This window comes from Cupriavidus sp. 10L43_2 (genome assembly GCF_056395265.1).
The window spans coordinates 71770-94653 of record NZ_JBFTJE010000020.1; the positions used below are offsets into that span (position 1 = coordinate 71770).

At 68.1% G+C, this 22884-nt stretch carries 18 protein-coding genes; 6 read left to right on the forward strand and 12 right to left on the reverse strand.

The features are described 5' to 3' along the window. The first annotated feature begins 14 nt into the window (after positions 1-14). The gene (gene serA, locus AC1DEL_RS23465; protein WP_092300584.1) at positions 15-1217 is read left to right on the forward strand and encodes a phosphoglycerate dehydrogenase; all 1203 of its coding nucleotides are present in this window, start codon (positions 15-17) and stop codon (positions 1215-1217) included. 216 nt (positions 1218-1433) lie between these two features. Continuing rightward, positions 1434-2423, forward strand: a complete 990-nt coding sequence (locus tag AC1DEL_RS23470) for a tripartite tricarboxylate transporter substrate binding protein (protein ID WP_092300587.1) — start codon at positions 1434-1436, stop codon at positions 2421-2423. Positions 2424-2476: 53 nt separating this feature from the next. Here the strand turns inward: AC1DEL_RS23470 and AC1DEL_RS23475 are convergent, their stop codons facing one another. Beyond that, complete coding sequence (locus AC1DEL_RS23475) at positions 2477-3547, reverse strand: type IV toxin-antitoxin system AbiEi family antitoxin (RefSeq protein ID WP_092300590.1); 1071 nt, start codon at positions 3545-3547, stop codon at positions 2477-2479. A 310-nt stretch (positions 3548-3857) separates the two neighbouring features. Between AC1DEL_RS23475 and AC1DEL_RS23480 the strand changes: the two genes are divergently transcribed. After that, complete coding sequence (locus AC1DEL_RS23480; protein ID WP_441592994.1) at positions 3858-4124, forward strand: DUF2188 domain-containing protein; 267 nt, start codon at positions 3858-3860, stop codon at positions 4122-4124. 50 nt (positions 4125-4174) lie between these two features. Here AC1DEL_RS23480 and AC1DEL_RS23485 read toward each other — a convergent pair whose 3' ends face one another. The 3 genes from AC1DEL_RS23485 to AC1DEL_RS23495 all read right to left on the reverse strand — a co-directional run bounded on the left by AC1DEL_RS23485 (position 4175) and on the right by AC1DEL_RS23495 (position 6520). Beyond that, the gene (locus tag AC1DEL_RS23485; RefSeq protein ID WP_441645372.1) at positions 4175-4468 is read right to left on the reverse strand and encodes a hypothetical protein; all 294 of its coding nucleotides are present in this window, start codon (positions 4466-4468) and stop codon (positions 4175-4177) included. Positions 4469-4576: 108 nt separating this feature from the next. Continuing rightward, positions 4577-4870, reverse strand: coding sequence for a BON domain-containing protein (locus tag AC1DEL_RS23490; protein ID WP_441592992.1), 294 nt, complete (start codon positions 4868-4870; stop codon positions 4577-4579). Between the two features lie 15 nt (positions 4871-4885). Then, positions 4886-6520 carry a BON domain-containing protein gene (locus AC1DEL_RS23495; protein ID WP_477125907.1) on the reverse strand — a complete coding sequence of 545 codons (1635 nt, stop codon included), beginning with the start codon at positions 6518-6520 and terminating at the stop codon, positions 4886-4888. 323 nt (positions 6521-6843) lie between these two features. On the opposite strand from AC1DEL_RS23495, the gene AC1DEL_RS23500 reads away from it, so the two are divergent. After that, complete coding sequence (locus AC1DEL_RS23500) at positions 6844-7203, forward strand: hypothetical protein (RefSeq protein WP_441592989.1); 360 nt, start codon at positions 6844-6846, stop codon at positions 7201-7203. Positions 7204-7399: 196 nt separating this feature from the next. Beyond that, the gene (locus AC1DEL_RS23505; RefSeq protein WP_092300604.1) at positions 7400-7900 is read left to right on the forward strand and encodes a hypothetical protein; all 501 of its coding nucleotides are present in this window, start codon (positions 7400-7402) and stop codon (positions 7898-7900) included. 12 nt (positions 7901-7912) lie between these two features. Here the strand turns inward: AC1DEL_RS23505 and AC1DEL_RS23510 are convergent, their stop codons facing one another. After that, positions 7913-8455, reverse strand: a complete 543-nt coding sequence (locus tag AC1DEL_RS23510; RefSeq protein WP_477125906.1) for a malto-oligosyltrehalose synthase — start codon at positions 8453-8455, stop codon at positions 7913-7915. A gap of 302 nt (positions 8456-8757) precedes the next feature. Here AC1DEL_RS23510 and AC1DEL_RS23515 point away from each other — a divergent pair, with 302 nt between their 5' ends. Beyond that, on the forward strand, positions 8758-9063 hold the full coding sequence (locus AC1DEL_RS23515; protein ID WP_477125905.1) for a hypothetical protein: 306 nt from the start codon (positions 8758-8760) through the stop codon (positions 9061-9063). 110 nt (positions 9064-9173) lie between these two features. On the opposite strand, the gene AC1DEL_RS23520 is transcribed toward AC1DEL_RS23515, so the two are convergent. The 7 genes from AC1DEL_RS23520 to AC1DEL_RS23550 form a co-directional block, all read right to left on the reverse strand. Next, positions 9174-10016 (reverse strand): BON domain-containing protein, encoded by an 843-nt coding sequence (locus AC1DEL_RS23520; protein ID WP_477106031.1) that lies wholly within the window; start codon positions 10014-10016, stop codon positions 9174-9176. A gap of 162 nt (positions 10017-10178) precedes the next feature. Then, complete coding sequence (locus AC1DEL_RS23525) at positions 10179-11555, reverse strand: MFS transporter (RefSeq protein ID WP_092300759.1); 1377 nt, start codon at positions 11553-11555, stop codon at positions 10179-10181. 293 nt (positions 11556-11848) lie between these two features. Continuing rightward, positions 11849-12301, reverse strand: coding sequence for a short-chain fatty acid transporter (locus AC1DEL_RS23530; protein WP_255370974.1), 453 nt, complete (start codon positions 12299-12301; stop codon positions 11849-11851). Between the two features lie 126 nt (positions 12302-12427). After that, positions 12428-18310 (reverse strand): excinuclease ABC subunit UvrA, encoded by a 5883-nt coding sequence (uvrA, locus tag AC1DEL_RS23535; RefSeq protein WP_477159192.1) that lies wholly within the window; start codon positions 18308-18310, stop codon positions 12428-12430. 223 nt (positions 18311-18533) lie between these two features. Beyond that, positions 18534-20231 (reverse strand): aspartate-alanine antiporter, encoded by a 1698-nt coding sequence (aspT, locus tag AC1DEL_RS23540; protein ID WP_092300623.1) that lies wholly within the window; start codon positions 20229-20231, stop codon positions 18534-18536. A 66-nt stretch (positions 20232-20297) separates the two neighbouring features. Next, the gene (locus tag AC1DEL_RS23545; protein WP_092300626.1) at positions 20298-20888 is read right to left on the reverse strand and encodes a hypothetical protein; all 591 of its coding nucleotides are present in this window, start codon (positions 20886-20888) and stop codon (positions 20298-20300) included. Further along, positions 20885-22855 carry an alkyl/aryl-sulfatase gene (locus AC1DEL_RS23550; protein WP_454757790.1) on the reverse strand — a complete coding sequence of 657 codons (1971 nt, stop codon included), beginning with the start codon at positions 22853-22855 and terminating at the stop codon, positions 20885-20887. Before AC1DEL_RS23550 ends, AC1DEL_RS23545 begins: the two co-directional genes overlap by 4 nt. Between the last annotated feature and the right edge of the window lie 29 nt (positions 22856-22884).

The following is a 22884-nucleotide window of genomic DNA, read 5'->3' on the forward strand; positions in this document are numbered from 1 at the left end:
CTCGGCAGACCCTCATGGCCACCGCCATCCTCCTCGAAAATATCCACGCCAGCGCCCAGCAAATGCTGGGGCGCCATCAGATCGACGTCGCCACGCAGGGCAAGGCCCTCGCCGGCGAGCCCCTCCAGCAGGCGGTGCAGGGGCACGAACTGCTTGGCATCCGCTCCGCCACCACGCTCACGGCGGAAACGTTCGCCCAGCCCGGCAAGCTGCTGACGGTGGGCTGCTTCTGCATCGGCACCTCGCAGGTCGACCTCGGCGCGGCGGCCCACGCCGGCATTCCGGTGTTCAACGCCCCGTTCTCCAATACGCGCTCGGTGGCCGAACTGGTCATCGGCCAGGCGATCATGCTGATGCGCCGCATCCCCGAGAAAAGCCGCGCGGCCCATCTGGGCGAGTGGCAGAAATCCGCCAAGGGCTCGTTCGAGATTCGCGGCAAGACCATGGCCGTGATCGGCTACGGCAATATCGGCGCGCAGGTCGGCATCCTGGCTGAAGCCATGGGCATGCGCGTGGTGTTCTACGACATCCGCCCGCGCCTCTCGCTCGGCTCGGCCATGCCCGCCCACACGCTGGAAGACGCGCTGGCGCAGGCCGATGTGGTGACGCTGCATGTGCCCGCCACGCCCCAGACGCGCGGCCTGCTCAACGCGCGGGCGCTTTCGTCCATGAAGCGCGGCGCCATCCTGCTCAACGCCTCGCGCGGCACGGTGGTGGATATTCCGGCCCTCGCCCAGCATCTGGACGACGGCCACCTGGCCGGCGCCGCCATCGACGTGTTCCCGGAGGAGCCGCGCAGCAACACCGATCCGTTCGTCACGCCGCTGCAGGGCAAGCCCAATGTCATCCTGACCCCGCACGTGGGCGGCAGCACCGAGGAAGCCCAGGAGAACATCGGCGTGGAAGTAGCGACCAAGCTCGCCAACTTCCTGGAGACCGGCGCGACCATCGGCGCGGTGAACCTGCCGGAGATCCAGCCGAACCCGCTCGAGGCCCCGGCGCGCATCCTGAACATCCACTACAACCGGCCAGGCACGCTGTCGCACTTCAACCAGGCGCTGGCCGAGATCGGCGCCAATATCGTGGCGCAGCAGCTGCAAACTGCCGGGGATATCGGCTACGCCATCACCGACATCAGCCTGGTGCCGCCGGCCGGCTGGGCCGAGGCGCTGATGCGTGACGATGCCTTCATCCGCACCCGCGTGATCGCCGCCTGACATTCGTCGGGCGCGCTTCCTCCAACGCTCCCCCGGCGCCTCCGGACTTACCCGGAGGCGCCAATGCAGCCGGCGCATGACGTCGATGAAATCGACGGATAGCGGGCTCGCACCTTCTACCAGGCGCCCCGCGCGCCCTGTCTCCCGGTCATACTGCGGCAGATGTATTGCCAGCCGGACAACCACGATCCGGCGTGACGAACCCAAGGAGACAACATGCAACGTCGTACCTTTGTCCGCTTCGCCATGGCCGGCGCCGCCGTGGCCGCCACGGGCGCCGGCATCCTGCCGGGCGTCGCGCAGGCCGCCGATGAATTCCCCACCCGCCCGATCCGCCTGATCGTGCCCTACGGCGCCGGCGGCGTGACCGACCAGGTGGCCCGCGCGCTGGCCGATGCGGCCGGGCGCGAGTTGGGCCAGACCATCGTGGTGGAGAACAAGCCGGGCGTCAGCGGCACGCTGGGCGCCACGCAGATGGTGACCACCGAGCCGGACGGCTACACGCTCAGCATGGCGCCGGTGGTGATCTTCCGCCTGCCGCACGTGCAGAAGATGCGCTACGACCCGCTCAAGGACCTGACCTACGTGTCGATGATCGCGGACTACAACTTCGCGGTGGCGGTGAAGAAGGACGCCAAATGGCAGACCATGCAGGAGCTGATTGCCGAGGCCAAGGCCGACAAGCGCGGCATCAGCTACGGCACCACCGGCATCTATGGCAGCCAGCATCTGACGATTTCGGAACTGGCGCGCGTCACCCAGTCGAACTGGACCCACGTGCCTTATAAGGGCGACGCCGAGGCCATCACCGCCCTGCTGAGCGGCTCGTCGGACGTGGCTGTGCTGTCCAACACCCTGCTGCCCTATGTGCAGAGCGGCCAGATGCGGGTGCTGGCCACGCTGTCGGAGAAGCGCGCGGCGGACTTCCCGGACGCCCCCACGCTCAAGGAAATCGGCTATCCGGTCTGGTCGAACTCGCCGTTCGGCGTGATCGGGCCGGCCGGCATGAAGCCCGCGGTGGTCAAGCGGCTTGACGAAGCGTTCCGCAACGCGCTCAAGGACCCCAAGTTCCTGAACGTGACGCGCCAGTACGGCATGATCACCAACTACATGGGCCCCGAGCAGTATTCGGCCTATGCGCAGAAGGCATTCAAGAGCGAGGGGGAGATCATCGCGCGGCTGGCTGCGGCGATGAAGAACCAGTAAGGGAGCCGAGCAGACGAAATTTGAACGAGATCAGGCGACGGCTGGCCGGTGGCCTAGAACCGGTCCAGCACGTCCTTGATGCGCGCCTTGCGCAACTGCGTGGCCTCCGCGAGGTGGTCCGCATCGAGCGTGGCCATCAGGTCGGCATAAACGAGGACGGGCGGCGCCAGGTCCGGCCGGCCCGGCGGCGGGGACTCCAGCCCCTCTACCGATGGGTCCCAGAACGCTTCGAGCACCTCCACCGTGCCGTCCGGGTCCGGCTGCAGCCGGTGTTTCTGGGTCAGCATCTGGAGCGCGCCCGCCATCCGCGCGGGGGCGATATAGAGCGTCTGGCTGGCCGGACGAATCCCGCCGACCATCGCCGCCGCCGCGACCTCGCCACTCCAGTAGCCGCCCAGCTCCGTTGCGTTGACCGCCTGCCACCAGTCCGCCGCCGGCGCACTGAAGCGGCGCGGCTGTAGCCGGTGGCGCAGGATGGTCGGATAGTTGGCCACCCATTCATCGAGCAGCCGGTCCGGCGCGGTCAGGCGCCGCCCCTCGTCCTCGCGCGTCTCCAGCAGCCAGCCGCGCGCGGACAGCCCGTTGAACACCGCCCCCACCGAGCCCAGCGCAATGCCGCTGACTCGGGCGATTTCCCGGTACGTGGCCTGGAGCAGTTCCGGCTGGCACAGCAGCGCGAAGACCATCCGCTGGGAACTCGGGTTGCCGCTGATGCGCACGGCGGGCCGCACCACGCTGTCCGGCGGGGTCTGGCCAATGACGAAGACGAACAATTCCGGGGCATCGAGGAAGGTATTGCCGGCCGTGTCGAGGAACTGGAGCCCCATCTCGCGGCACTGCCCGGCCAGCGCCGGGGTCAGGTAGGTGGTGACGAGCAGGCCCGGCGCGCGCTCCTGCAACTGGGCGCGCACCACGGAGAGGTCCGCGACCGTGCGCACCGAGCGCCGGCACTCCACCGCGTAGCGATGGGCGGCGTCGCCGCGCCGCAGGGAAATGGCGGCCACCGGCGCCTCGCCGCCTGGGTCGCGCCGGCCATGGCGGATGCGGGCCTGCATGCCCGTAGTGCGGTGCAGGGCCACCAGCGCGGCCTCCACCCAGTCGATATCGCCCGCCTTCTGGTCCATGGCTGCGTCCTCCGGGTCGCCGAACGGGAATCGGGAAAAGTAACCCCGATCATGGACCAAAGGACGCCGCTGTTCAACTTTTCGCGCTGTTCAGCCCGATTGAACAGGCGGCGAAACATGAACATGGCGGGGGGCGCGGGCGCTCCCGCCGCGACGAGATCCGCCCGCGTCACGCGCCAAGCGGCGGCCACCGACAGCCCTGTCAGACAAACGCCGATGCAGCATGCCGGGGTCGCCATCCGAGAATATTGGCAGTCCGCGTGGAGACGGACCTCTCAATAATCGGGAAGCGACCAGGAGCACATTCACCATGCCGAAGAATTTTCACATCGTGCTGAACGACGGCTTTTGGGATCTGCGGGCGGACGGCGTGCCGCGCGCCATCAGCCGTCACAAGACCCGGGACGAAGCCATCCGGGTGGGCCGTGCGGCAGCGGAGCGCCTCAAAGTCTCGCTGCGCGTGGAGGACGAGCAGGCGGAGGCAGCAGACGACGTAGAAGAAACGGAAGAGGCCGAAACATCCAGCCCCTCCACGTTCCAGATGGATTGCGGGATTGCGCGCATGGCTGCGGCCTGACGCCCATCCCCCCGTCCTGTGGCAACGCCCCCTCGGGGGCGTTTTTCATGTCAGGAGCGGTTGTCCACGGGCGGCGCATCGGGGTCGCGGCTGCCGGGGTCGTGGAGGTCCTGCTCCCCCACGCCGGGTGGCGCGTTGCCCCGCTCGTCCGGCTTGCCCCGCTCCGCCTGCGGGTTGGACTGCGGGCCCGAGGGCTCGGCGTTGGACTGCGGGCTGGATTGCGGGCTGGATTGCGGCGCCTGCGGGTTCTCGCCACGCTGGCCGGCATCGGCGCCAATCGCGTCATGGTTGCGACGACGATCGCGGTTGCGCCGGCGGCGCGTTCCTGCATAGGCGAATGGCATGGGCGTCTCCTTCTTCTTGCTGTGATACGGATGGTCGTCCTGCGTTGCAACGTCCGGCTTGATTCGTTCCGCGTTAAGGTTCCGCGTTCAGTCTTTCCGCGCTTTCCGCTAGCGGCCTGCCGAAGACCGGTCAGGCGCCACGCGGACGCGGTTCTCCACGGCGCGCACGCCGGGAATCCGGTCGATGGCGTCCTCGACGCGCGCCCGGTCAGCCCGGGTGCCGATGGCGCCTTCCAGCGTCACCGCGCCTTCTTGCACGGTCACCGACACCTCGCTCACATCGATCCCGCTGCGCCAGAGGCGCTCGCATAGCAGGTCATGTAGCGACGCATCGGAGCGCACGCGCGTGGCGCGCTGGCTGCGGTCGGCACCCGCGCCGGGCGCCGGGTTCAGTTCACTCATGGTGGCTCCCTTCCATCAGGTGGACGATTTGCCGGGTGGGGTCGAACCGGACTGCGGATCTGTGCCCGTGGGCGCCTTGCCGGTCCGGCCGGCCTCCAGTGCGCTGGTGTAGCCGCTGGACGAGGAACCGGGGGTGGTGCTCGCACTGCCCGAGCTGCCCGAGCTACTCAAACCGCCGAGACGGCTGCCCGATTGCATGCCCGATTGACTGCCCGATTGGCCTCCCGCTTCGCGCTGCACCCGCAACTGGTTCTGCACGTCCTTCACGCCGAACACATCGTCGGCAATATCCTCGATGCGGTACTTCTGCTGCCGGTCCATCACCGAGCCGCTCAGCGTGATCACGCCGCCAGATACCGTCACCTCCACGTCGCGGACGTTGAGGCGGCCGCTGTGGGTCAGGCGTTCGCAGAGGTCTTCGCGGATACGTTCATCCGACCGCTGGTAGCCCTTGGGCGCCACGCGCTGGGCACGCGCCGCCGCCGAGCCGCCCGCGCCGCCATAGCCGCGATTGAGCGAGCTACGCTCGTTGGCACCTGTGAACTGCTCGTAGGCCCGGTCGTCGCGGTCGTAGCCGGCCCGGTCGAACCCGGCCGAGCGGCTGGCGCCGCCATAGCCGCGTGATCCGGCGGACTGGCCGCCCCAGTTACGGGTGCCCTGCTGCCCGGCGGATGGCTCGTAGTCGGACACGCCATAGGCGCCGGGATAGTGGGTCCGCATATCCGGCGAATGCCCCGGCTCATCCCACGGCGCGCCGCCGCTGCGTGACGCGTCGGGCCACTGACCGCTCATCGGGCGATTGCGCTCCTGCATGCGCGGGTTCTGCTGCTGCATGCTGCGGCTCCGCTGCTGGCTTTCCCAGCCGCCGCGCGCGCCGCCCTGGCTGCGGCCCTGGCCCCATTCGTCACCCTGGCTGCCTTGCTGGCTCGACCATTCGCTGCCACGGCCGGCACGGCCTTCCTGATGCCAGTCGCCCCAGCGCTCACGCTCGCCCGAGCCGACAAAGCGCTCGCGCGATCCAGATCCGCGCTGCTGGCCTTCGCCATACTCGCCGTAGCGGCCTTCGCCATAGCCGGCGGGGCCGCCCTGATCCCGCGCGGCGCCGGGGTTCCAGCCCTCGCCGGCGCGGTTGCCGCCGTAGCGGTGCGCTTCCATGCGGCGCGGATCGCCGCCGTAGCCGCTGCGCTGGCCGTACAGCGACGAGGGGTCCTCGCCATAGCGTTCGCGTTCGCCCCGGCTACGCTCGTTCTGCTCGCTGCCGTAGCGCTCCGATTGACCCTGATAGCCGCCGTAGCCGCTTCCCGTCCGCACGGAGGATTCCTGCGAGGTGCTCTGGTTGCGGCCCTGCTGGTTGCCGCCCTGTTGGCCGCTGCCCTGCCAGTCGCTGCCGCCGCCCTGCTGCTGGCTGGGGCGTCCTTGCCAATCGGAGCCGCCGCCTTGTTGCTGATTCCCTTGCTGCTGATGGGACAGCCAGTTGCCGCTGTCGGCCTGTTGCTGGCGCTGCCAGTGGCTGCCGCCCTGATTCTGCCAACCGGCGCGCTGGGTGCTGCCACGTTGGTCGTCGGTGTTGCGATCGTCGTCGCGGTCACTGCCGTAGCCGCTTGAGGTGCGGTCGTCGGACCCGCCACCCCTGTAGTTGCCCTGGTTCATGTGGATCTCCGGTTGATCGTCGATCGCGGCGCCCTCTCTTGCCACGCCACGCCGCCGTGCTTCTCTCGTGCTTCTCAACCGGGACGCAAATTCCATACCGCGCGCCACAGCACGGCCGGTGCGCCCCACGGCGCACGCCGGACGTCCTCGTACCCATCTCCGACCTTGCCCCTTTTACATGCCGATATAAAACGTGCAAAACCCAGCACCGGCGGCAAAGTAGTCGATGTCCTACATGCGTTTCAGGCATCGCCCCCAAGTGGCAGACGGCCGTCCCGAATATCGTGGAACTACCGTGAGGACACAATCTTGGAGAAACCGACATGAAACGCACGCTTACCGCAACCGCCCTCGCCCTCAGCGCGCTGATCGCGATGCCTGCCATGGCCCAGGGGGGCGGCCAGGCCCCCGTCTCGCCGAACGTGCCGAACCCGAGCGCGCCGCCGGCCCCTGAAGGCCCCAGCACGCAGCGCGGCACCTTGCCTTCTGCCACCCAACCCGGCAGCAGCGGCACGATGAGCAGCGGCTCGACCATGCACAAGGACAGCTCGACCACCAAGAAGGACTCCACGGCACGTTCGAAGAAGCCGCGCGAGCAAGGCGCCCCCGCGGTGCCGACCGCCGACGCACCGTCCGGCCCGAAGGGTGACTCGCCGGACCCGGCGCCGGGCACCAAGCGCTAAGTTCGCGCCAAGCCCGCCGACCGGTCATCACCCGCGCCGCCCCCTGCGTTTGCAGGCGGGCGGCGTTTTGCGTGCATTCAACTCAGATCTGCACGAAATTTTAGGGCGATATGGATAGGGCTTTGGTCCCGGAACGGCTACCGTCTCCTACAGTGAGACATGACAAGACAACTGCAAGGACATGACGGAGACGTAGATGGATGCATTGACTACTACACTCGCCCGACTGAGCCGCCATGCCCAGTCGTGCGCAGAGTCGTTGTCCGCCGTGGCCGCTGCGGCGTCTGACCCGCAGATGCGCGCCGTGCTGGCGCATCGGGCGAACATGCAGCGCTGTGCGGCAGCCGAACTGGCCGTCCGGGCCGGCGCCAGTCTGGGCGACGGACACGGTACATCGCACGGCTCTGCCGTGCCCCCACCGCGGCGCGATACGCCGGGCAGCCCCGGCACGCCCTCGCCGGACGCCGGCGAGTTGCTGCTGCTGCGCCACGCGGCACAACAGGCCGGCCGCGCGGCCAGCGCCTATGGCGCACTGCTGCGCGAGCCGATCGACGATCCGGACCTGCGGTTGCTGCTCGCCCATTACTACCGGGGCGCCACGGAATTGCAGCGGCTGCTCGAGCATCGCGTAGCCGAGTTCTCTCCCGCGCGGGCCGCAGGCATGACGTCGCGGCGGATGAGTCCGCCGCTGCACTAGGAGGGCAGCGCCCTAACCTTGCGGATAGCCGGCGCGCAGCAGCCCCGCCTGGCGCGGCGCGGTCAGTTCCTGCTGCGGCTGGTACGGCCGGATCACCAGCGCCACATAGTCGTCGTCCTTGGGCGACACCACCAGGTACACCAGACCCGACATGACCAGGGCCACCTCGCCCAACTGCGCGGCGATGCGCGCGGCAATGAAGCGCTGGAGCAGCGCCGGGTCCACGGTGGCGTCGATGGCAAGCGCGGCCGTGCAGATCGTCATCAGGCACTGTTCCACGGCGCGGCAGACCACCACCACCTCGTCGATGGCGTACCCGGTGTGGGCCGCGCGCACGAGCACGGAAATGCCCTCGCTGGTCTTGGCGCGATGCCAGCCGGGTTTGGCGCGGAAATCGGGCAGCGCGAGGCGAGACCCGGCGCCCGTCGCCACGGCGTTGAACTGGTGGGCGAAGTCGCGTGGACTGATGGAGAGCAGTTGTTTTTCCACGGGCGTGGAGGAGACGGCTACCGACGAGGCCAGGCTCATCGTCACCAGGATGCCGGACAAGTTCATCGTGATCTCCCTGGCTGACGCCTGGCGGTGCCCTGCACCGCGTAGGTCACGCAGCCCACCATCCCTCAGCAATTGGCATTCCAGCCTCTGGCGGGCGGTCTGCGTGGCGAATGTGTGTCGCGGTCCCCTGCCTCGAACTATAGGCGGCGGCGGGTCTTGGTGAAAACCCTAAACCATCGCCCCAGCCGTTGCGCATGCCGGCCGCCCCGCCGAGCGGCATGTGCCGACTGGCATGCAACTTGCCGCCCTTCTTGTCGAAGGACATGTGAACCGACCATGAATCGATCATCAGGAGCCCCATCATGAGCAAGACGTCCCGCCATCCGCATGACACGCCCTCCCGACAAGGGGACCAGACCGGCGCCAGCGACCCCGAGAGCATCCCCAGCACGCTCGATCCCAACCTGGACACCGATGCCAGCGACCTGGAACGGGAGCTGGGCCAGGCCGAGCGCGACCTCCACGTGGCCGAGGAAGACAACCCCGAGGACGAGATCTCCGACGAAGTGCAGCGCGCCGCCGAGTCCCTGCCGTCCGACACCCCGGTCGACCGGGCCGACCAGACCGACAAGCGCATGGAAAATCCGCCGAACGGCAGCGATCTCTAGGGTGCCCGTCTCCGGGCCATCCCATGAAAAATGCCCCGGCGAACCGGGGCATTGTCTTTCGCGAGGGGGGCAAATCGGACTAGTTCGACACTAGTTCGACACTAGTTCGATTATTCCGAGGCCAGCACGCCATACGGGCGGATGTGGAGCTTGTTGATCACATCCGTCACGCCGAAGGTGTCATCGGCAATGTCTTCCACCTCGTACTTGATGCGCCGATTGTCCACCGAGCCGGTCAGGGTGACGATGCTGCCCATGACCGTGACGTCCACCTCGCTCACGTCGAGGCCCGACTGATGGGCCAGCCGCTCGCACAGTTCCTCACGGATGCGCTCGTCGGTACGGGTGTAGTTCTTCGGTCCCACCCGGCGCGAATAGCCATAGGGCGACCGCTCCTGCCCGAACGACTGGTCACCGCGTGAGCGCTGGCGGTAGTTGCGGCCGGCCTCGGCCTCGTAGCCGCGCTGGGGCTGGGGCTGGGGCTGGGGCTGGTAGGGCTCGTAAGGGGGATTGGGGTCGGCGCGCCGGGCGGGCGTGGTGCCGGGCGAGCGCGAGGCGGCCTGATAGCCATCCTCATAGCCGCTGCTGTAGGCGGTCACGTAGCCGCGGTTGTGCGGCGTGCTCTCGTCGCGGTTCTCGTCGTAGGTGGAGCGGGCTGGATAGTAGACCGGGCCGCCACGTGCCTGGTTGCCCTGCCGGCCCGATTCCGTGCCCCATGCCGTACGGCCGCGCCGCCAGGCGCCATCGTCGCGCACATTGTCGTCGGGCGCGTTCCAGCCGTTGTCGCTGGCGTCATAGGGATTGCGGTCGCGCGTGTTGCCGTACCGGCCGCCCGACAGGTCGCGTTCCCGCCAGTTCCGATCATCGCCCGGTACGTGACCGTAGCCTTGCTCCGAGCCGCCGTAACGCTGGTCCGGCCACCGGCGTCGGCCATAGTCGTCTGATCGCTTCATTGCGTTCCTCCATGGGCTGGGGCGCGAGACGCGGCCCCGATACGGAAGAAGCGGCAAGTTTCATACCGAGCGCGGCAGGCGCCCGGTGTGGCGAATCATCCACCTACGGCATGCAGTTTCTACAAGCTGTGCGCGCACAAAGCGGCGCCGCTTATTTCCTGATTATTTGCCGGCGGCCCGCATCGCGGCGCTGTCCGCGCTGTCCGCACTTTGCGGCGTCACCAGCCGCAGGCCGCTGGCGATGGCCGCCAGCCCGGCAAAACCGGCGCCGAGCGACAGCGCCAGGGTCGGCCCATGCTCGCCGGCAATGCTGAACGACAGCGCCACCAGCGCAGCGCCCGTGGCCTGACCGATCAGGCGCGCCGTGGCAATCACCCCGCTGGCACCGCCCGAGCGCTCGCGCGGCGCGCTGCCCATCAGTGCCTTGAGGTTGGGCGACTGGAAGAAACCGAAGCCAGCCCCGCAGATCGCCATGCGGATGCCGATGTTCAGCGCGCTGGCATCCGCCGGCATCATCGCCAGCGACGCCATGCCGACCGCCATGACGGCCAGCCCCACCCCGCCGAGCAGGCCGGGCGGATAGCGGTCAGACAGGCGCCCCGCCAGCGGCGCCATCAGCGCGACCACGGCGGACCACGGCGTCAGGAGGAAGCCGGTTTCCACCGGATTGCGCCCCAGCACATGCTCGAAATAGAACGGCAGCGACACGAAGGCCAGCCCCTGCGCGGCGAACGAGCAGACGGCGGTCAGCGTGGACAGCGCGAACATCGGCCGACGGAACAGGTCCACCGGCAGCATCGGGGCCGGATGACCGCGTTCGCGGCGCAGCAGCAGCACGAAGGCGATGAGGAACACCACGGCGGCTGCCACCACGTATTCCACCGGCTCGCGCTGCACGCCCTCGCCGAGCGCGAAGATCAGCGCCGCGAAGGTAATGACGTTGAGGATGGCCGCCACGGGGTCGAAGCCATGCGTGCTGCGCTTGCTCTCCGGCAGCGAGCGCCAGCCGATGGACAGCGCCAGCAGCCCGATCGGCAGGTTCACGGCGAACAGCCACGGCCAGGTGCCGAAGGAGAGGATGACGGACGCCACGGTCGGCCCGACCGCGAAAGACACCCCGACGATCAACGCGTTCAGCCCCAGCCCGCGCCCAAGCCGGTGCATCGGAAAAATCGCGGAAATCAGTGCCGTGTTCACGCTCATGATGGCGGCGGCGCCGATGCCCTGCAGCGCCCGCGCGGCAGCCAGCGACGGCAGCGACCACGCCATGGCGCAGATCACCGACGAGATGACGAAGACGATCACCCCGCTCAGATACATGCGCCGGTGACCGACGATGCCGCTCAGCGCGGCGAACGGCAGCAGCGTGGCCACCATCGCCAGTTGGTAGGCGTTGATGATCCAGACCGAGGCCTGCGGGGTGCTACGCAGGTCCGCCGCGATGGCCGGCAGCGCGGTATTGGCGATGGCCGTGTCGAGCGTGGCCAGCGCCACCGCGATCATGATCGCCGCCATGCCGCGCTTCTCGCGGGGCGTCATGGCGTTGTCGAGCGGGGGCTGCGTGGCCGGGCTGGGCGGCGCGGAGGACGGCTGGCTGGCGGGGGTCTGCACGGTCGGATTACCAGTAGGGGCGATCGGGGCGAAGGCGCCGGACGGGGGGCCGTCCATGTCGCCAGATCGAGACAATACGGGAAAACGCGCGGGCCTGCTGAAGCCGCTTCAGCGTCCGCTTAATAGATCAGAGGGAAGTTGCCGGGAGATCGCGGCCGATGGGAAGAGGTTTCCCACCGTTAGCAGCGCGATATCAGCGAAATGCTGGATAAGTCAACGATTCAGTACCGCATCTGCACGTCGTCCACGCGGCTGGTGCGCGTGTTGAACAGGCAGGTGTAGCGGAAGGCCATGGCCGAGTCCGAGGCATCGGGCTCGAAGGTGCCCTCGCCGTTGACGCCGGTTTGCGTGCTGGTCTGCTGATAGATTCGTTCACGGTCCGGCATCATCATCACACTGCCGGGCTGCGGATAGCGCTGCTTGACCGCGTTGGTGACGGCCTTTTCGCAGGCGTTGCCGGCGGCTTCCATCTGCGAACGGCTCAGGCCACCGGAGCCGCCATAGGTGACGCCCGGCGCCGGTGTAATCGTGGTGGAGGGTGACGCAGGCATGCGCTGCGGCGGGGCCGGGGGCGGCGTGGTGCACGCCGCCAGCAAGGCGACTGTGGCCAGCCCGAGGCTGGCCAACGGCACATCAGAGAAACGAGAAAGAAAGCGTGATGAAAAACGGGGCATCGGGTCGGTTCCGGTATCGGCTACGGACCGTCGGATGACGGGGATATCGGAACGACTCTATGCCAGGAATGCAGTGGGAGCAACCTGGATCAGGTCTTTTTCATCACATTCACGCTTATTCCACCCTCATTCCACTGCGATCCCCCGCTTTTCCTGCTCGGCGCCTTCGTGGGGTTCGCGCGCCAGCACCGGCACCAGCGCCGCGCCGGTATGGCTCGCCGCGTTTCGCGACAGCGTCTCCGGGTCCGCCGCGCCGACGATGGTGCCGCCGGCCGCCCCACCCTCCGGGCCGAGATCGATGATCCAGTCCGCTTCGGCAATCACGTCGAGGTCATGCTCGATCACCACCACGCTGTGCCCGCCATCGGTCAGCCGGTGCAGCACGCGAATCAGCCGCGCCACATCGGCCATATGCAGGCCCACGGTCGGTTCATCGAGCACATACAGCGTGTGCGGCGCCTTCTGGCCCCGGCGCGTGATGTCGTCACGCACCTTCGACAGCTCCGTCACCAGCTTGATCCGCTGCGCCTCCCCGCCAGACAGCGTGGGCGATGGCTGCCCCAGCGTCAGGTAGCCGAGGCCGACATCCTTCATCAGTTGCAGCGGATGGGCGATCTGCGTGATGGCGCCGAAGAACTCCACCGCCTCGTCGATCTCCATGGTCAGTACATCGCCGATGTTCTTGCCGCGCCAGGTCACCGCCAGCGTCTCCGGGTTGAAGCGCTGGCCATGGCAGACGTCGCACAGCACCTTCACATCGGGCAGGAAGCTCATGCCGATGGTGCGCACGCCCTGGCCCTCGCAGGCCGGGCAGCGCCCGTCGCCGGTATTGAACGAGAAGCGCGAGGCGCTGTAGCCGCGCGCCTTGGCCTCCAGCGTCTCCGCAAACATCTTCCGGATCGCGTCCCAGACACCGATATAGGTGGCCGGGCACGAGCGCGGCGTCTTGCCGATGGGGGTCTGGTCGACCTCCAGCACGCGATCGATGGACTCCCAACCGCTGATCGACGTGCAGCCATGCCAGGCATGCGCCACATTCAGCGCGCGCGTGGCCGTAGGCTTGCCGGCCTTCTCGGCGGCAGCCCGGGCCCGGCGCGTGGCCGGCGACGACATTACCGAGCGCCCCACGGCGTCCAGCAGGTTGGTCATCAGCACGTCCCGCGCGAGCGTGGACTTGCCCGAGCCGGACACGCCGGTAATCGCCACCAGACGCGCCAGCGGAATCCGCGCCGTGACATGGCGCAGGTTATGTAGATGCGCACCCTCCACGGTCAGCCATTGCGCCGGCTCGGCTTCCCGGCCCGCGCGCGCCGGCCGCACCGCGCGGCGCGGCTGAAGCGGATGGATGATCGGCCGCGCCAGGAACTGGCCCGTGGTGGAGTCCGGTGCGGCGGCCAGCGCCGCCACCCCGCCCTGCGCCACGAGATGCCCGCCGCGCTTGCCGGCGCCGGGGCCAATATCGATGATGTGGTCGGCACGGCGGATGGTGTCCTCGTCATGCTCCACCACCACCAGCGTGTTGCCCTTGTCGCCAAGCTTGCGCAGGGCGTCCAGCAGGATCTGGTTGTCGCGCGGATGCAGGCCGATGGTCGGCTCGTCCAGCACGTAGCACACGCCCTGCAGGTTGCTGCCGAGCTGTGCCGCCAGGCGGATGCGCTGCGCCTCGCCGCCCGAGAGGCTCGGCGCGGCCCGGTCCAGGCTCAGGTAGCCGAGCCCCACTTCCTCCAGGAACTGCAGCCGGCTGGCGATTTCCGACACCACGTCGCGCGCGATCTCGGCATCGCGGCCCTTGAGCCGCAGGCCGTCCACCCAGCGCCGCGTATCGGACACGGTCCATTGGGCGACATCGGTAATCGCGCTGGCCTCGAAGGTCACCGCGCGCGCCACCGGGTTCAGGCGCGTGCCGCTGCAATCGGCGCAAGGCGTATCGCCCACGCCTTCCGGCTCCTGCTCCTCGGACGGCAGGCTTTRCTCGCGCCCGCGGTTGTCGTCGGCGCCAAGCACCGTGTCGTCGTATGCCGCGCGCTGCTCGCGGGTCAGCGCCAGCCCCGTGCCCACGCAGGTGGTGCACCAGCCATGCTTGCTGTTGTACGAGAACATGCGCGGATCGAGTTCCGGGTAGCTCGTGCCACAGACCGGACAGGCGCGCTTCGTCGAAAACACCTTGGTTTCGCCGACGTGGCGGGTGCCGTTGCCATCATGGATGGCGTCGTGCAGCCCATCCAGCGGCGCCAGCAGGTGCATCACGCCCTTGCCCACCTCCAGCGTCTGGTCCAGCAGCGCGCGCAGCGCCGCCTCGTTATCCGCCGAAATCACGATGTCACCCACCGGCAGTTCGATGGTGTGCTCGCGGAAGCGGTCCAGGCGCGGCCACGGGTCCACCGGCAGGAATTCGCCGTCCACGCGCAGGTGGGTGTTGCCGCGCGCCTTGGCCCACTTGGCCAGATCCGTATAGACGCCCTTGCGGTTCACCACCAGCGGCGCCAGCAGGCCCACATGCTGGCCGCGATGGTCGCGCAGCAGTTGCGCCACAATGGACGCCGCGCTCTGCGACGTCACCGGCGCGCCGTCATGCACGCAGTGCTGGATGCCCAGCTTCACGTACAGCAGGCGCAGGAAGTGCCAGACCTCGGAGGTCGTCGCCACCGTGCTCTTGCGGCCACCGCGCGACAGCCGCTGCTCGATGGCCACGGTCGGCGGAATGCCATACACCGCGTCCACCTCCGGCCGCCCGGCCGGCTGCACGATCGAACGCGCATAGGCATTCAGCGATTCCAGATAGCGGCGCTGGCCCTCGTGGAACAGGATGTCGAAGGCCAGCGTGGATTTGCCCGAGCCCGAGACGCCCGTAATCACGTTGAACTTCCCGTGCGGGATATCGACATTCAGCGATTTCAGGTTGTGCTCGTGCGCGTTGACGATGCGCACCACTCCCTCGCCCTCGATGGCCCGGCGCGCGCGCTTGGCCTGCAGCGCGGCTTGCAGCGGCAGGCCGTGCCCGGCCATCTCGGCGCGCTCGGCGGCCAGCGTGCCGGCCTCGCCCATGGCCTGGTCATACTGGATCAGCGCATGGCCGGTATGCGAGTGTTCGCAGCCCTTGACGTCCTCGGGCGTGCCCACGCACAGCACCTCGCCGCCGGCGTCGCCGCCTTCCGGGCCCAGGTCGATCAGCCAGTCCGCCGCGCGAATCACGTCCAGGTTGTGTTCGATCACGATCAGCGAATGGCCGCCGTCCAGCAGCTTGCCGAACGCGCGCATCAGCTTGGCGATGTCGTCGAAATGCAGGCCGGTGGTGGGTTCGTCGAACATGAACAGCCGCCGGGGCAGGATCACCGCCTTGCGGTTCTTCACCGGCTGGGTCTGCGCGGTCTCGGCCAGGAAGCCGGCCAGCTTGAGGCGCTGGGCCTCCCCGCCGGACAGCGTCGGCACGGGCTGGCCCAGCTTCACGTATTCCAGGCCGACGTCGGCAATCGGCGCCAACACGCGCAGGACGGCGGCATCGTCGGCGAACAGCGCCGTGGCCTCGCTGACGGTCAGCTCCAGCACATCGGCCACGCTCAGCTGGCGCGACGGCTGGCCGCGCACCGCGCGGGCGATCTTCACCTCTAGCACCTCGGCGCGATAGCGCGTGCCGTCGCAATCGGGGCAGCGCAGGTAAACGTCGCTCAGGAACTGCATCTCCACGTGCTCGAAGCCCGAGCCGCCGCAGGTCGGGCAGCGCCCGTCGCCCGAATTGAAGCTGAACGTGCCGGCCGTGTAGCCGCGCTGGAGCGCCAGCGGCGCGCGGGCGAACAGCTTGCGGATCTCGTCGAACGCGCCCACGTAGCTGGCCGGGTTGGAGCGCGCGGTCTTGCCGATGGGTGACTGGTCCACGAAGACCACGTCATCCACCTGCTCGGCGCCGATCAGGTCGCGGAACGCGCCGGGGGACTCGGTGGCCTTGCCGAAATGGCGCGCCATGGCCGGGTACAGCACGTCCTGCAGCAGCGTGGACTTGCCCGAGCCGGACACGCCAGTCACGCAGACCAGCCGGTTCAGCGGAATCTCGACGCTGACATCGCGCAGGTTGTGCTCGGTGGCGCCTTCCAGCCGGAGGCGCGGCGTGTCCGCATCGACCTTGCGCGCCTGCCAGTGCGACGCATCCGTCACAAGGCGCCGCCCGCCGAGGTAATCGCCGGTCAGCGTACGTTCATGGCGGATGGCCGCCGGGGTGCCGTCGAAGACGATGTCACCGCCGCGCTCGCCAGGGCCGGGGCCCATGTCGATCAGCCGGTCGGCGGCCAGCATGACCGAGGGGTCGTGCTCCACCACCACCAACGTGTTGCCGGCGTCGCGCAGCCGATGCATCGCCTCGACGATCCGGTTCAGGTCGCGCGGATGCAGGCCGATGCTCGGCTCATCGAGCACGAACAGCGTGTTGACCAGCGAGGTGCCCAGCGCCGTGGTCAGGTTGATCCGCTGGACCTCCCCGCCAGACAGCGTGCGGCTCTGGCGGTCCAGTGTCAGGTAGCCCAGGCCCACGTCGCACAGGTATTTCAGGCGCGTGCGCACCTCGGCCAGCAGCAGCTTGAGGGCGTCGTCGAGCAAGGCGCTCGGCAGCGTCAGATCGTCGAAGAAGCGGCGGATGCGGGCAATCGGCATCAGCATCAGGTCGTGCACGGTCAGGCCCGGCAGCGCCTCCAGCTGGGTGCGATCCCAGTCCACGCCGCGCGGCAGGAAGCGGTGATCCGGCTGGAGCACGGCGTCTGCATTGGCCTTGTCGCCCAGGCGCCAGAGCAGCGATTCGGTCTTGAGGCGCGCGCCGCCGCAGGTTTCGCAGGGCGTGTAGCTGCGGTACTTCGACAAGAGCACGCGGATGTGCATCTTGTAGGCCTTCGATTCCAGGTAGCTGAAGAACCGCATCACGCCGTACCACTGCTTGTTCCACTGGCCGTTCCAGTCCGGCGAGCCGTGGATGACCCAGTGCTGCTCGGCCTCGCTGAGCTGGTTCCACGGCAGGTCGCGCGGAATGCCGGCGCGGGCGGCGTAGCGCATCAGGTCGTCCTGGCATTCCTTCCAGGCCGGCGTCTGCATCGGCTTGATCGCCCCGTCGCGCAGCGATTTGCGGCTGTCGGGAATCACCAGGCCCAGGTCCACGCCGATGACCCGGCCGAAGCCCCGGCAGGTCTCGCAGGCGCCATAGGCGGAATTGAACGAGAACAGCGCCGGCTGCGGGTCCGCGTAGCGGATATCGCTTTCCGGGCTGTGCAGGCCGGTGGAGAAGCGCCAGACCGGGCCGTCGCCGGCGTCGGTCACCACCTGCACGCTCACGCGACCGCCGCCGCGCTTGAGGGAGGCTTCGATGGCCTCCACGGCGCGGGCCTTGTCCACATTGGCGATGCGGAAGCGGTCTGCCACCACGTCCAGCACCTTGCGGCTGCCGGTGGCGGACTCGACCACGCGCTGGCCGTGCACGCGCGTGTAGCCGCTGACGGACAGCCATTGCGCCACTTCTTCCTCGGTGGCCGAGGCCGGCAGTTCCACGGGGAAGGTCACCACCAGCCGGGCGTCGGCAAAGGGCTGGCCGGGCGCGGTGCGGGCGGCCAGTTCGGCGTAGATGGTCTCGGGGGAGTCATGACGCACCGGCAGCGCCGTCTGGCGGTCGAATAGTTCGGCCGCGCGCGCGTAGAGCAGCTTCAGGTGGTCGTTCAGCTCGGTCATCGTGCCGACGGTGGACCGGGAGCTGCGCACCGGGTTGGTCTGGTCGATGGCGATGGCCGGCGGCACGCCGTCCACCTTGTCCACCTGCGGACGGTCCATGCGGTCCAGGAACTGGCGCGCGTAGGCGCTGAAGGTCTCCACGTAGCGGCGCTGGCCTTCCGCGTAGAGCGTATCGAAGACCAGGCTGGACTTGCCCGAGCCCGAGGGGCCCGTTACCACGGTCATCTGGCCCGTGTGCAGGTCAAGGTCGATATTCTTGAGATTGTGCTGACGGGCGCCGCGGATGCGGATCAGGCCATGGTCGGACAATTTTGCCTCGCAAATCAATGGGTTAAGCGCAATGCAGGGGGCGGACGCACCGCCGGAGCCCACCATCGTACTCCGATCGGCTTGGCGAATTACGATGGCTTCGCAGGCCCCGGCGGGGTCTGGTGTGGCGCTACTATACTGTACAAACGTACAGTATGTGGAGCGCGGCTTGCTGCGGCAGAGTGCGCAGCGGAGGGAGAGAGAAAATCTGGGAGGGCGGCGGTTACCCCAGCCGGTAGGCCAGCGCCACGATGATCGGCCCGAGTACGGGAAGCATCACATTGGCGATGGCATAGGTCACCGTATAGCCGAGCAGCGGCACCGAACTCTGGCTGGCGGCCAGGATGGCGCTGATCGCCGGCGTGCTCACGTGCTGCCCGGCGATGGCGCCAATCAGCAACGGGCCCTCGATCTTCAGGAACACGTGGCCGATCCATAGCGACAGGCAAGCCGGCACGAGCGACACGGCGAGGCCGACCAGCGGCAGCATCGCGCCATGCTCGCGCACCAGCGTGATGGCATCCGGCCCCGCCGACAATCCCACGCTGGCGACAAATATCGCCAAGCCGAGGTCCTTCAGCAACTGGACGCCAGCCGGCGGCATGTCCCCCAGCCCGGGCCGCTTGAAGTTGATCCAGCCGAACACCAGCCCGCTCAGCAGCGCCCCGCCGCCGCTGCCGAGCGAGATCGGAATCCCGTACACGGTCACGGACAGCATGCCCACCAGCAGACCCAGCAGGATCCCCACGCAGAGGAAGACGAGATCGGTGGTGTCCACGTGGCGCACGGCCGTGCCCAGCTCCTGCGCGGCCGCGCTCAGCGCCGGGTCGGTGCCGACCAGCGTCAGGCGGTCGCCGTGCAGCAACTGCGTCGCCGGCGTAATCGGCAGGCTCATGCCGGAGCGCATGATCTGCTGCACCCAGACGAAGCGGATATGCCGCTGCGTGGCCGCCCGGGCGAGATCGCCCAGCGTGCGGCCGTTCAGACCGGGCTTGTTGACGATCACCTGGCGTTCGTCGAGCTGGAGCACATCGTGGTGGGCCGCCGGCGGCAACACCTCCACGCCGACCCGTTCGCCCGCATTGACCAGCCGCTCGCGCACACCGATCAGGGCGACGATGTCGCCCGCCTCGATCTTCTGGTCGGGATCCGCCGTGACGGCCTCATTGCCGCGAAACAGGCCCGCGACGAGGGTGCGCCCGCCAATCTGGCGTTCAAGCTGGCCGACGGTCAGCCCGGCGGCCCCTTCGGCGCGATAGGCGCGGCCTACCAGACGCGGGAGCGCCGGTTGCGTGGCCACGTCGTCATCCGAGGCGGCCTCCAGCCGGGTGGCGAGCTCGCGGGACGCCGTCTTCAGGTTGAGCCGCAACAGCATCGGCGCGACCTGACTGGTGAAGAAGACAATGCTGACGAGGCCGACCAGATAGGTCAGCGTGTACGCGGTGGCGATGTTCGATTCCATCCGCGTGGTTTCCGCCGCGCCCAGGCCAAGGTGCTTGAGCGCTTCGGCCGCCGTGCCGACCACAGCCGATTCGGTGGCAGCGCCAGCCGCCAGCCCCGCCGCCGTGCCGGGGTCCAGGCCCATCATCCGCGTGGCGGTGAGTACGATGGAGATGACGGCAATCGCCTCGATCAGGGGCAGCACCATGAACCGCAGGCTGGAGCGGTTCAGGTTGGCGAAGAACTGCGGGCCGCCGGAATAGCCCATCGCGAAGATGAACAGCGCGAAGGCCACCTCCTTCAGCTCCCCGTGGAGCTGGCAGCCGGTCTGCCCGATCAACAGCGCCACGATCAGCGTGCCGCACACCCCGCCGAGCCCGATCGGCCCGATCTTGAGCTTGCCTACCGCATAGCCGAGGCCGACGGTCACGAACAGGACCGCCATCGGCACGTCGTTGAAGATTCCGACCGAACATTGCATGGTGACCTCTCCAGCGGCCGGCGATTGCAATGCTCGCCGTGCGACGATTGTGCTTCGGGGGGCGGACTAGCGCCGGCTGCTCGCTACATGGCTCGCCAGCGAAGATCCACCCGCCATGGCAAATCGCGCCGCCAGCACCGTCGCCACGCGGGTTTGGGCGGCGGGCTCGCCCACGACTACGACCAGTCCGGCATCCACAGCCTGCGCCCAGCCGATGCGGCCGTCCAGCAAGGCGCGCAGCACGGGTTCCCCGGTCACCACGACCACGTCGCCATCGGCCGGGCCCGCGTCGTGATGCGCATCGGGGGCGGCGTGCCGGCGGCTCGCCGCACCATATCGCGTCCAGAGCCGCGACTCCACCTGCAGCAGCGCCATCGGCGGCAGCTTCGGCCCGGCCGATGCGAGCCGCTGCTCCAGCCTATGTGCCGCATCGTCCGCACGTTCTCGCGCCTGCGCGCCGGTATTGCTTTCGGCAGCAGGCAACCTGCCCGCGCCAATGGCATCGTGAAGCGCGAAGGCCACGCCAATGGAGGCCGGATGCGCGGCGCCGACTTCATCTCCCAGCACGAAGTCGGAGCCGCACGCCGCCACCGTCGTCGGGAGGGCCCCAAGCCACGCTACCAGCGTGGCCATCAACACCGCGGTCGTCGTCTTCATGGCGTCACGATGTTGAACCAGAACGGGAAGGTGTCGAGCAGGGCGAGGAACTCGCTCAGTGCCTCGCGGCGGCCCTCCACCTTCATATCGCCCTTGGCGATGGCGTTCTCGATCGTGGTCTCCTTGAGCTGGATGGCGTCAAGCGTCGCTTTCGAGAGCGTGATCTTTGCGTCGGGCTGCGCCAGCGGCTTGCCATAGTTCAGCACCGCGTTCTCGACCGCCAGCCCGTACTGCTTCTTCAGGTCGGTAAAGTCGAGGTTCAGCCCGATCTTCTTGCCAGCGGCCTTCGGCCCGTTCAAGCGAACCGCCAGATAGTCGAACAGCATCTCCGGCGGCATCGCCTTGATGGTGTCCGGGCTCGCGGTCGTCGTCCCGCCGGCCTTGGGCACGCCATTGCGCAGTTCATAGGCGCCCATCAGGTAGACCGAGCGCCATGGGCCGCTCTCCGCCTGGTATCCCAGCTGCTCGAGGGAATCGGCCAGCAGGTCCTTGCCCGCCTTGCCGTTGGGGTTGGCGAATACCACATGCTTGAGGACTTCGGCCGTCCAGCGATAGTCGCCCTTGCTGAAATCCGCCCTGGCGCGCTTGAGCACCGCCGCTTCGCCGCCCATGTACTCCACATATTTCTTGGCGGCCATTTCCGGCGGCAGGTTGTTGAGGTCGGACGGATTGCCGTCGTACCAGCCCATGTAGCGCTGGTAGACCGCCCGGGAGTTGTGGCGCAGCGTGCCGTAATAGCCCCGGTTCGGCCAGAATTTGTCGAGTTCCGGCGGCAGCTTGATCATCTCCGAGATCTCTTCCCCGGTGTAGCCGTTGTTCATCAGGTTGACCGACTGGTCATGCGTGTACTTGTACAGGTCGCGCTGCTTCTTCCAGTAGTCGATGATCTTGGCGTTGCCCCACATCGGCCAGTGATGGGCCTGGAACTTGAAATCGACATCCTTGCCGTAGGTGTCGATGGTCTCGTTCAGGTAGCTCGACCACTTCAGCGCGTCACGCACCTGGGCGCCACGCAGCGTCAGGATGTTGTGCATGGTGTTGGTCGTGTTCTCGGCCATCCACATGCCCCGGAACTGGGGGAAGAACGTGTTCATCTCGGACGGCGCCTCGGTGCCTGGCGTCATCTGGAACACCATCTTCACGCCATCCACGGTGATCTCGGTGCCGGTCTTGCTGATGATGTCCGTGGGGACGATCAGCCCGGCGTCGCCGGTCGACACGGTCTGCCCCAGCCCGCCGTTCACGCCACCGCGCGCGTTGCGGGGCAGCAGCGCCCCATACATATAGACGGCGCGGCGCCCCATCGCATTGCCGGCGATGACGTTCTCGCTGACCGCATGCTCCGTGAAGCCTTCCGGCGCGAAGATCTTGACCTTCCCGGACCGGACATCGGCTTCGTTCACGACGCCGCGCACGCCGCCGTAGTGATCCACGTGCGAGTGGCTGTACACCACGGCCACCACCGGCTTCTGCCCGAGGGTTTTCGTGACGAATTCCAGCGCCGCCTTGGCCGTCTCGGCCGAGATCAGCGGGTCCAGCACGATCCATCCCGTGTCACCCTGCACGAAGGTGATGTTCGACAGGTCGAAGCCACGCACCTGGTAAATCCGGTCCGACACCTTGAACAGTCCGTTCTGCATGCCCAACTGGGCGTTGCGCCACAGGCTCGGATTGACGGTGTCCGGCGCGGCCTTGTCGAGCCCGATGTATTGCTTGTAGGCTTCCAGGTCCCAGACGACGTCGCCCTTGGCATTGCGGATGGTCAGCGTGTCGGGCTTGGCCACCAGACCGCGCTGGGCATCCTCGAAGTCGGCCTTGTCGTTGAAAGGGAGTTCGTTCAGCACGGCCGCGTTCGCTGCCTTGGTCGCTGCCGTCGCGGGCTTGCCGCCAATGGGCTGGGCCTGGGCCCACCCCGATGATGTCCACGCCAATGTCGTCGCGGCGATGAGGAGAGGGGCGAATTTCATGGCTGGCACTCCCGGTTAGGACAAACCAA

Bases quoted from the DNA above. Each gene is read 5' to 3' on its own strand.
- AC1DEL_RS23515 (WP_477125905.1), top strand. From the start codon at position 8,758: ATGAGCAAGACGTCCCGCCATCCGCATGACACGCCCTCCCGACAAGGG.
- AC1DEL_RS23475 (WP_092300590.1), bottom strand. From the start codon at position 3,547: ATGGACCAGAAGGCGGGCGATATCGACTGGGTGGAGGCCGCGCTGGTG.
- AC1DEL_RS23530 (WP_255370974.1), bottom strand. From the start codon at position 12,301: ATGCCCCGTTTTTCATCACGCTTTCTTTCTCGTTTCTCTGATGTGCCG.
- AC1DEL_RS23510 (WP_477125906.1), bottom strand. From the start codon at position 8,455: ATGAACTTGTCCGGCATCCTGGTGACGATGAGCCTGGCCTCGTCGGTA.
- AC1DEL_RS23505 (WP_092300604.1), top strand. From the start codon at position 7,400: ATGGATGCATTGACTACTACACTCGCCCGACTGAGCCGCCATGCCCAG.
- AC1DEL_RS23525 (WP_092300759.1), bottom strand. From the start codon at position 11,555: ATGACGCCCCGCGAGAAGCGCGGCATGGCGGCGATCATGATCGCGGTG.
- AC1DEL_RS23470 (WP_092300587.1), top strand. From the start codon at position 1,434: ATGCAACGTCGTACCTTTGTCCGCTTCGCCATGGCCGGCGCCGCCGTG.
- AC1DEL_RS23550 (WP_454757790.1), bottom strand. From the start codon at position 22,855: ATGAAATTCGCCCCTCTCCTCATCGCCGCGACGACATTGGCGTGGACA.
- AC1DEL_RS23500 (WP_441592989.1), top strand. From the start codon at position 6,844: ATGAAACGCACGCTTACCGCAACCGCCCTCGCCCTCAGCGCGCTGATC.
- AC1DEL_RS23520 (WP_477106031.1), bottom strand. From the start codon at position 10,016: ATGAAGCGATCAGACGACTATGGCCGACGCCGGTGGCCGGACCAGCGT.
- AC1DEL_RS23495 (WP_477125907.1), bottom strand. From the start codon at position 6,520: ATGAACCAGGGCAACTACAGGGGTGGCGGGTCCGACGACCGCACCTCA.
- AC1DEL_RS23545 (WP_092300626.1), bottom strand. From the start codon at position 20,888: ATGAAGACGACGACCGCGGTGTTGATGGCCACGCTGGTAGCGTGGCTT.
- serA (WP_092300584.1), top strand. From the start codon at position 15: ATGGCCACCGCCATCCTCCTCGAAAATATCCACGCCAGCGCCCAGCAA.
- AC1DEL_RS23480 (WP_441592994.1), top strand. From the start codon at position 3,858: ATGCCGAAGAATTTTCACATCGTGCTGAACGACGGCTTTTGGGATCTG.
- aspT (WP_092300623.1), bottom strand. From the start codon at position 20,231: ATGCAATGTTCGGTCGGAATCTTCAACGACGTGCCGATGGCGGTCCTG.
- AC1DEL_RS23490 (WP_441592992.1), bottom strand. From the start codon at position 4,870: ATGAGTGAACTGAACCCGGCGCCCGGCGCGGGTGCCGACCGCAGCCAG.
- AC1DEL_RS23485 (WP_441645372.1), bottom strand. From the start codon at position 4,468: ATGCCATTCGCCTATGCAGGAACGCGCCGCCGGCGCAACCGCGATCGT.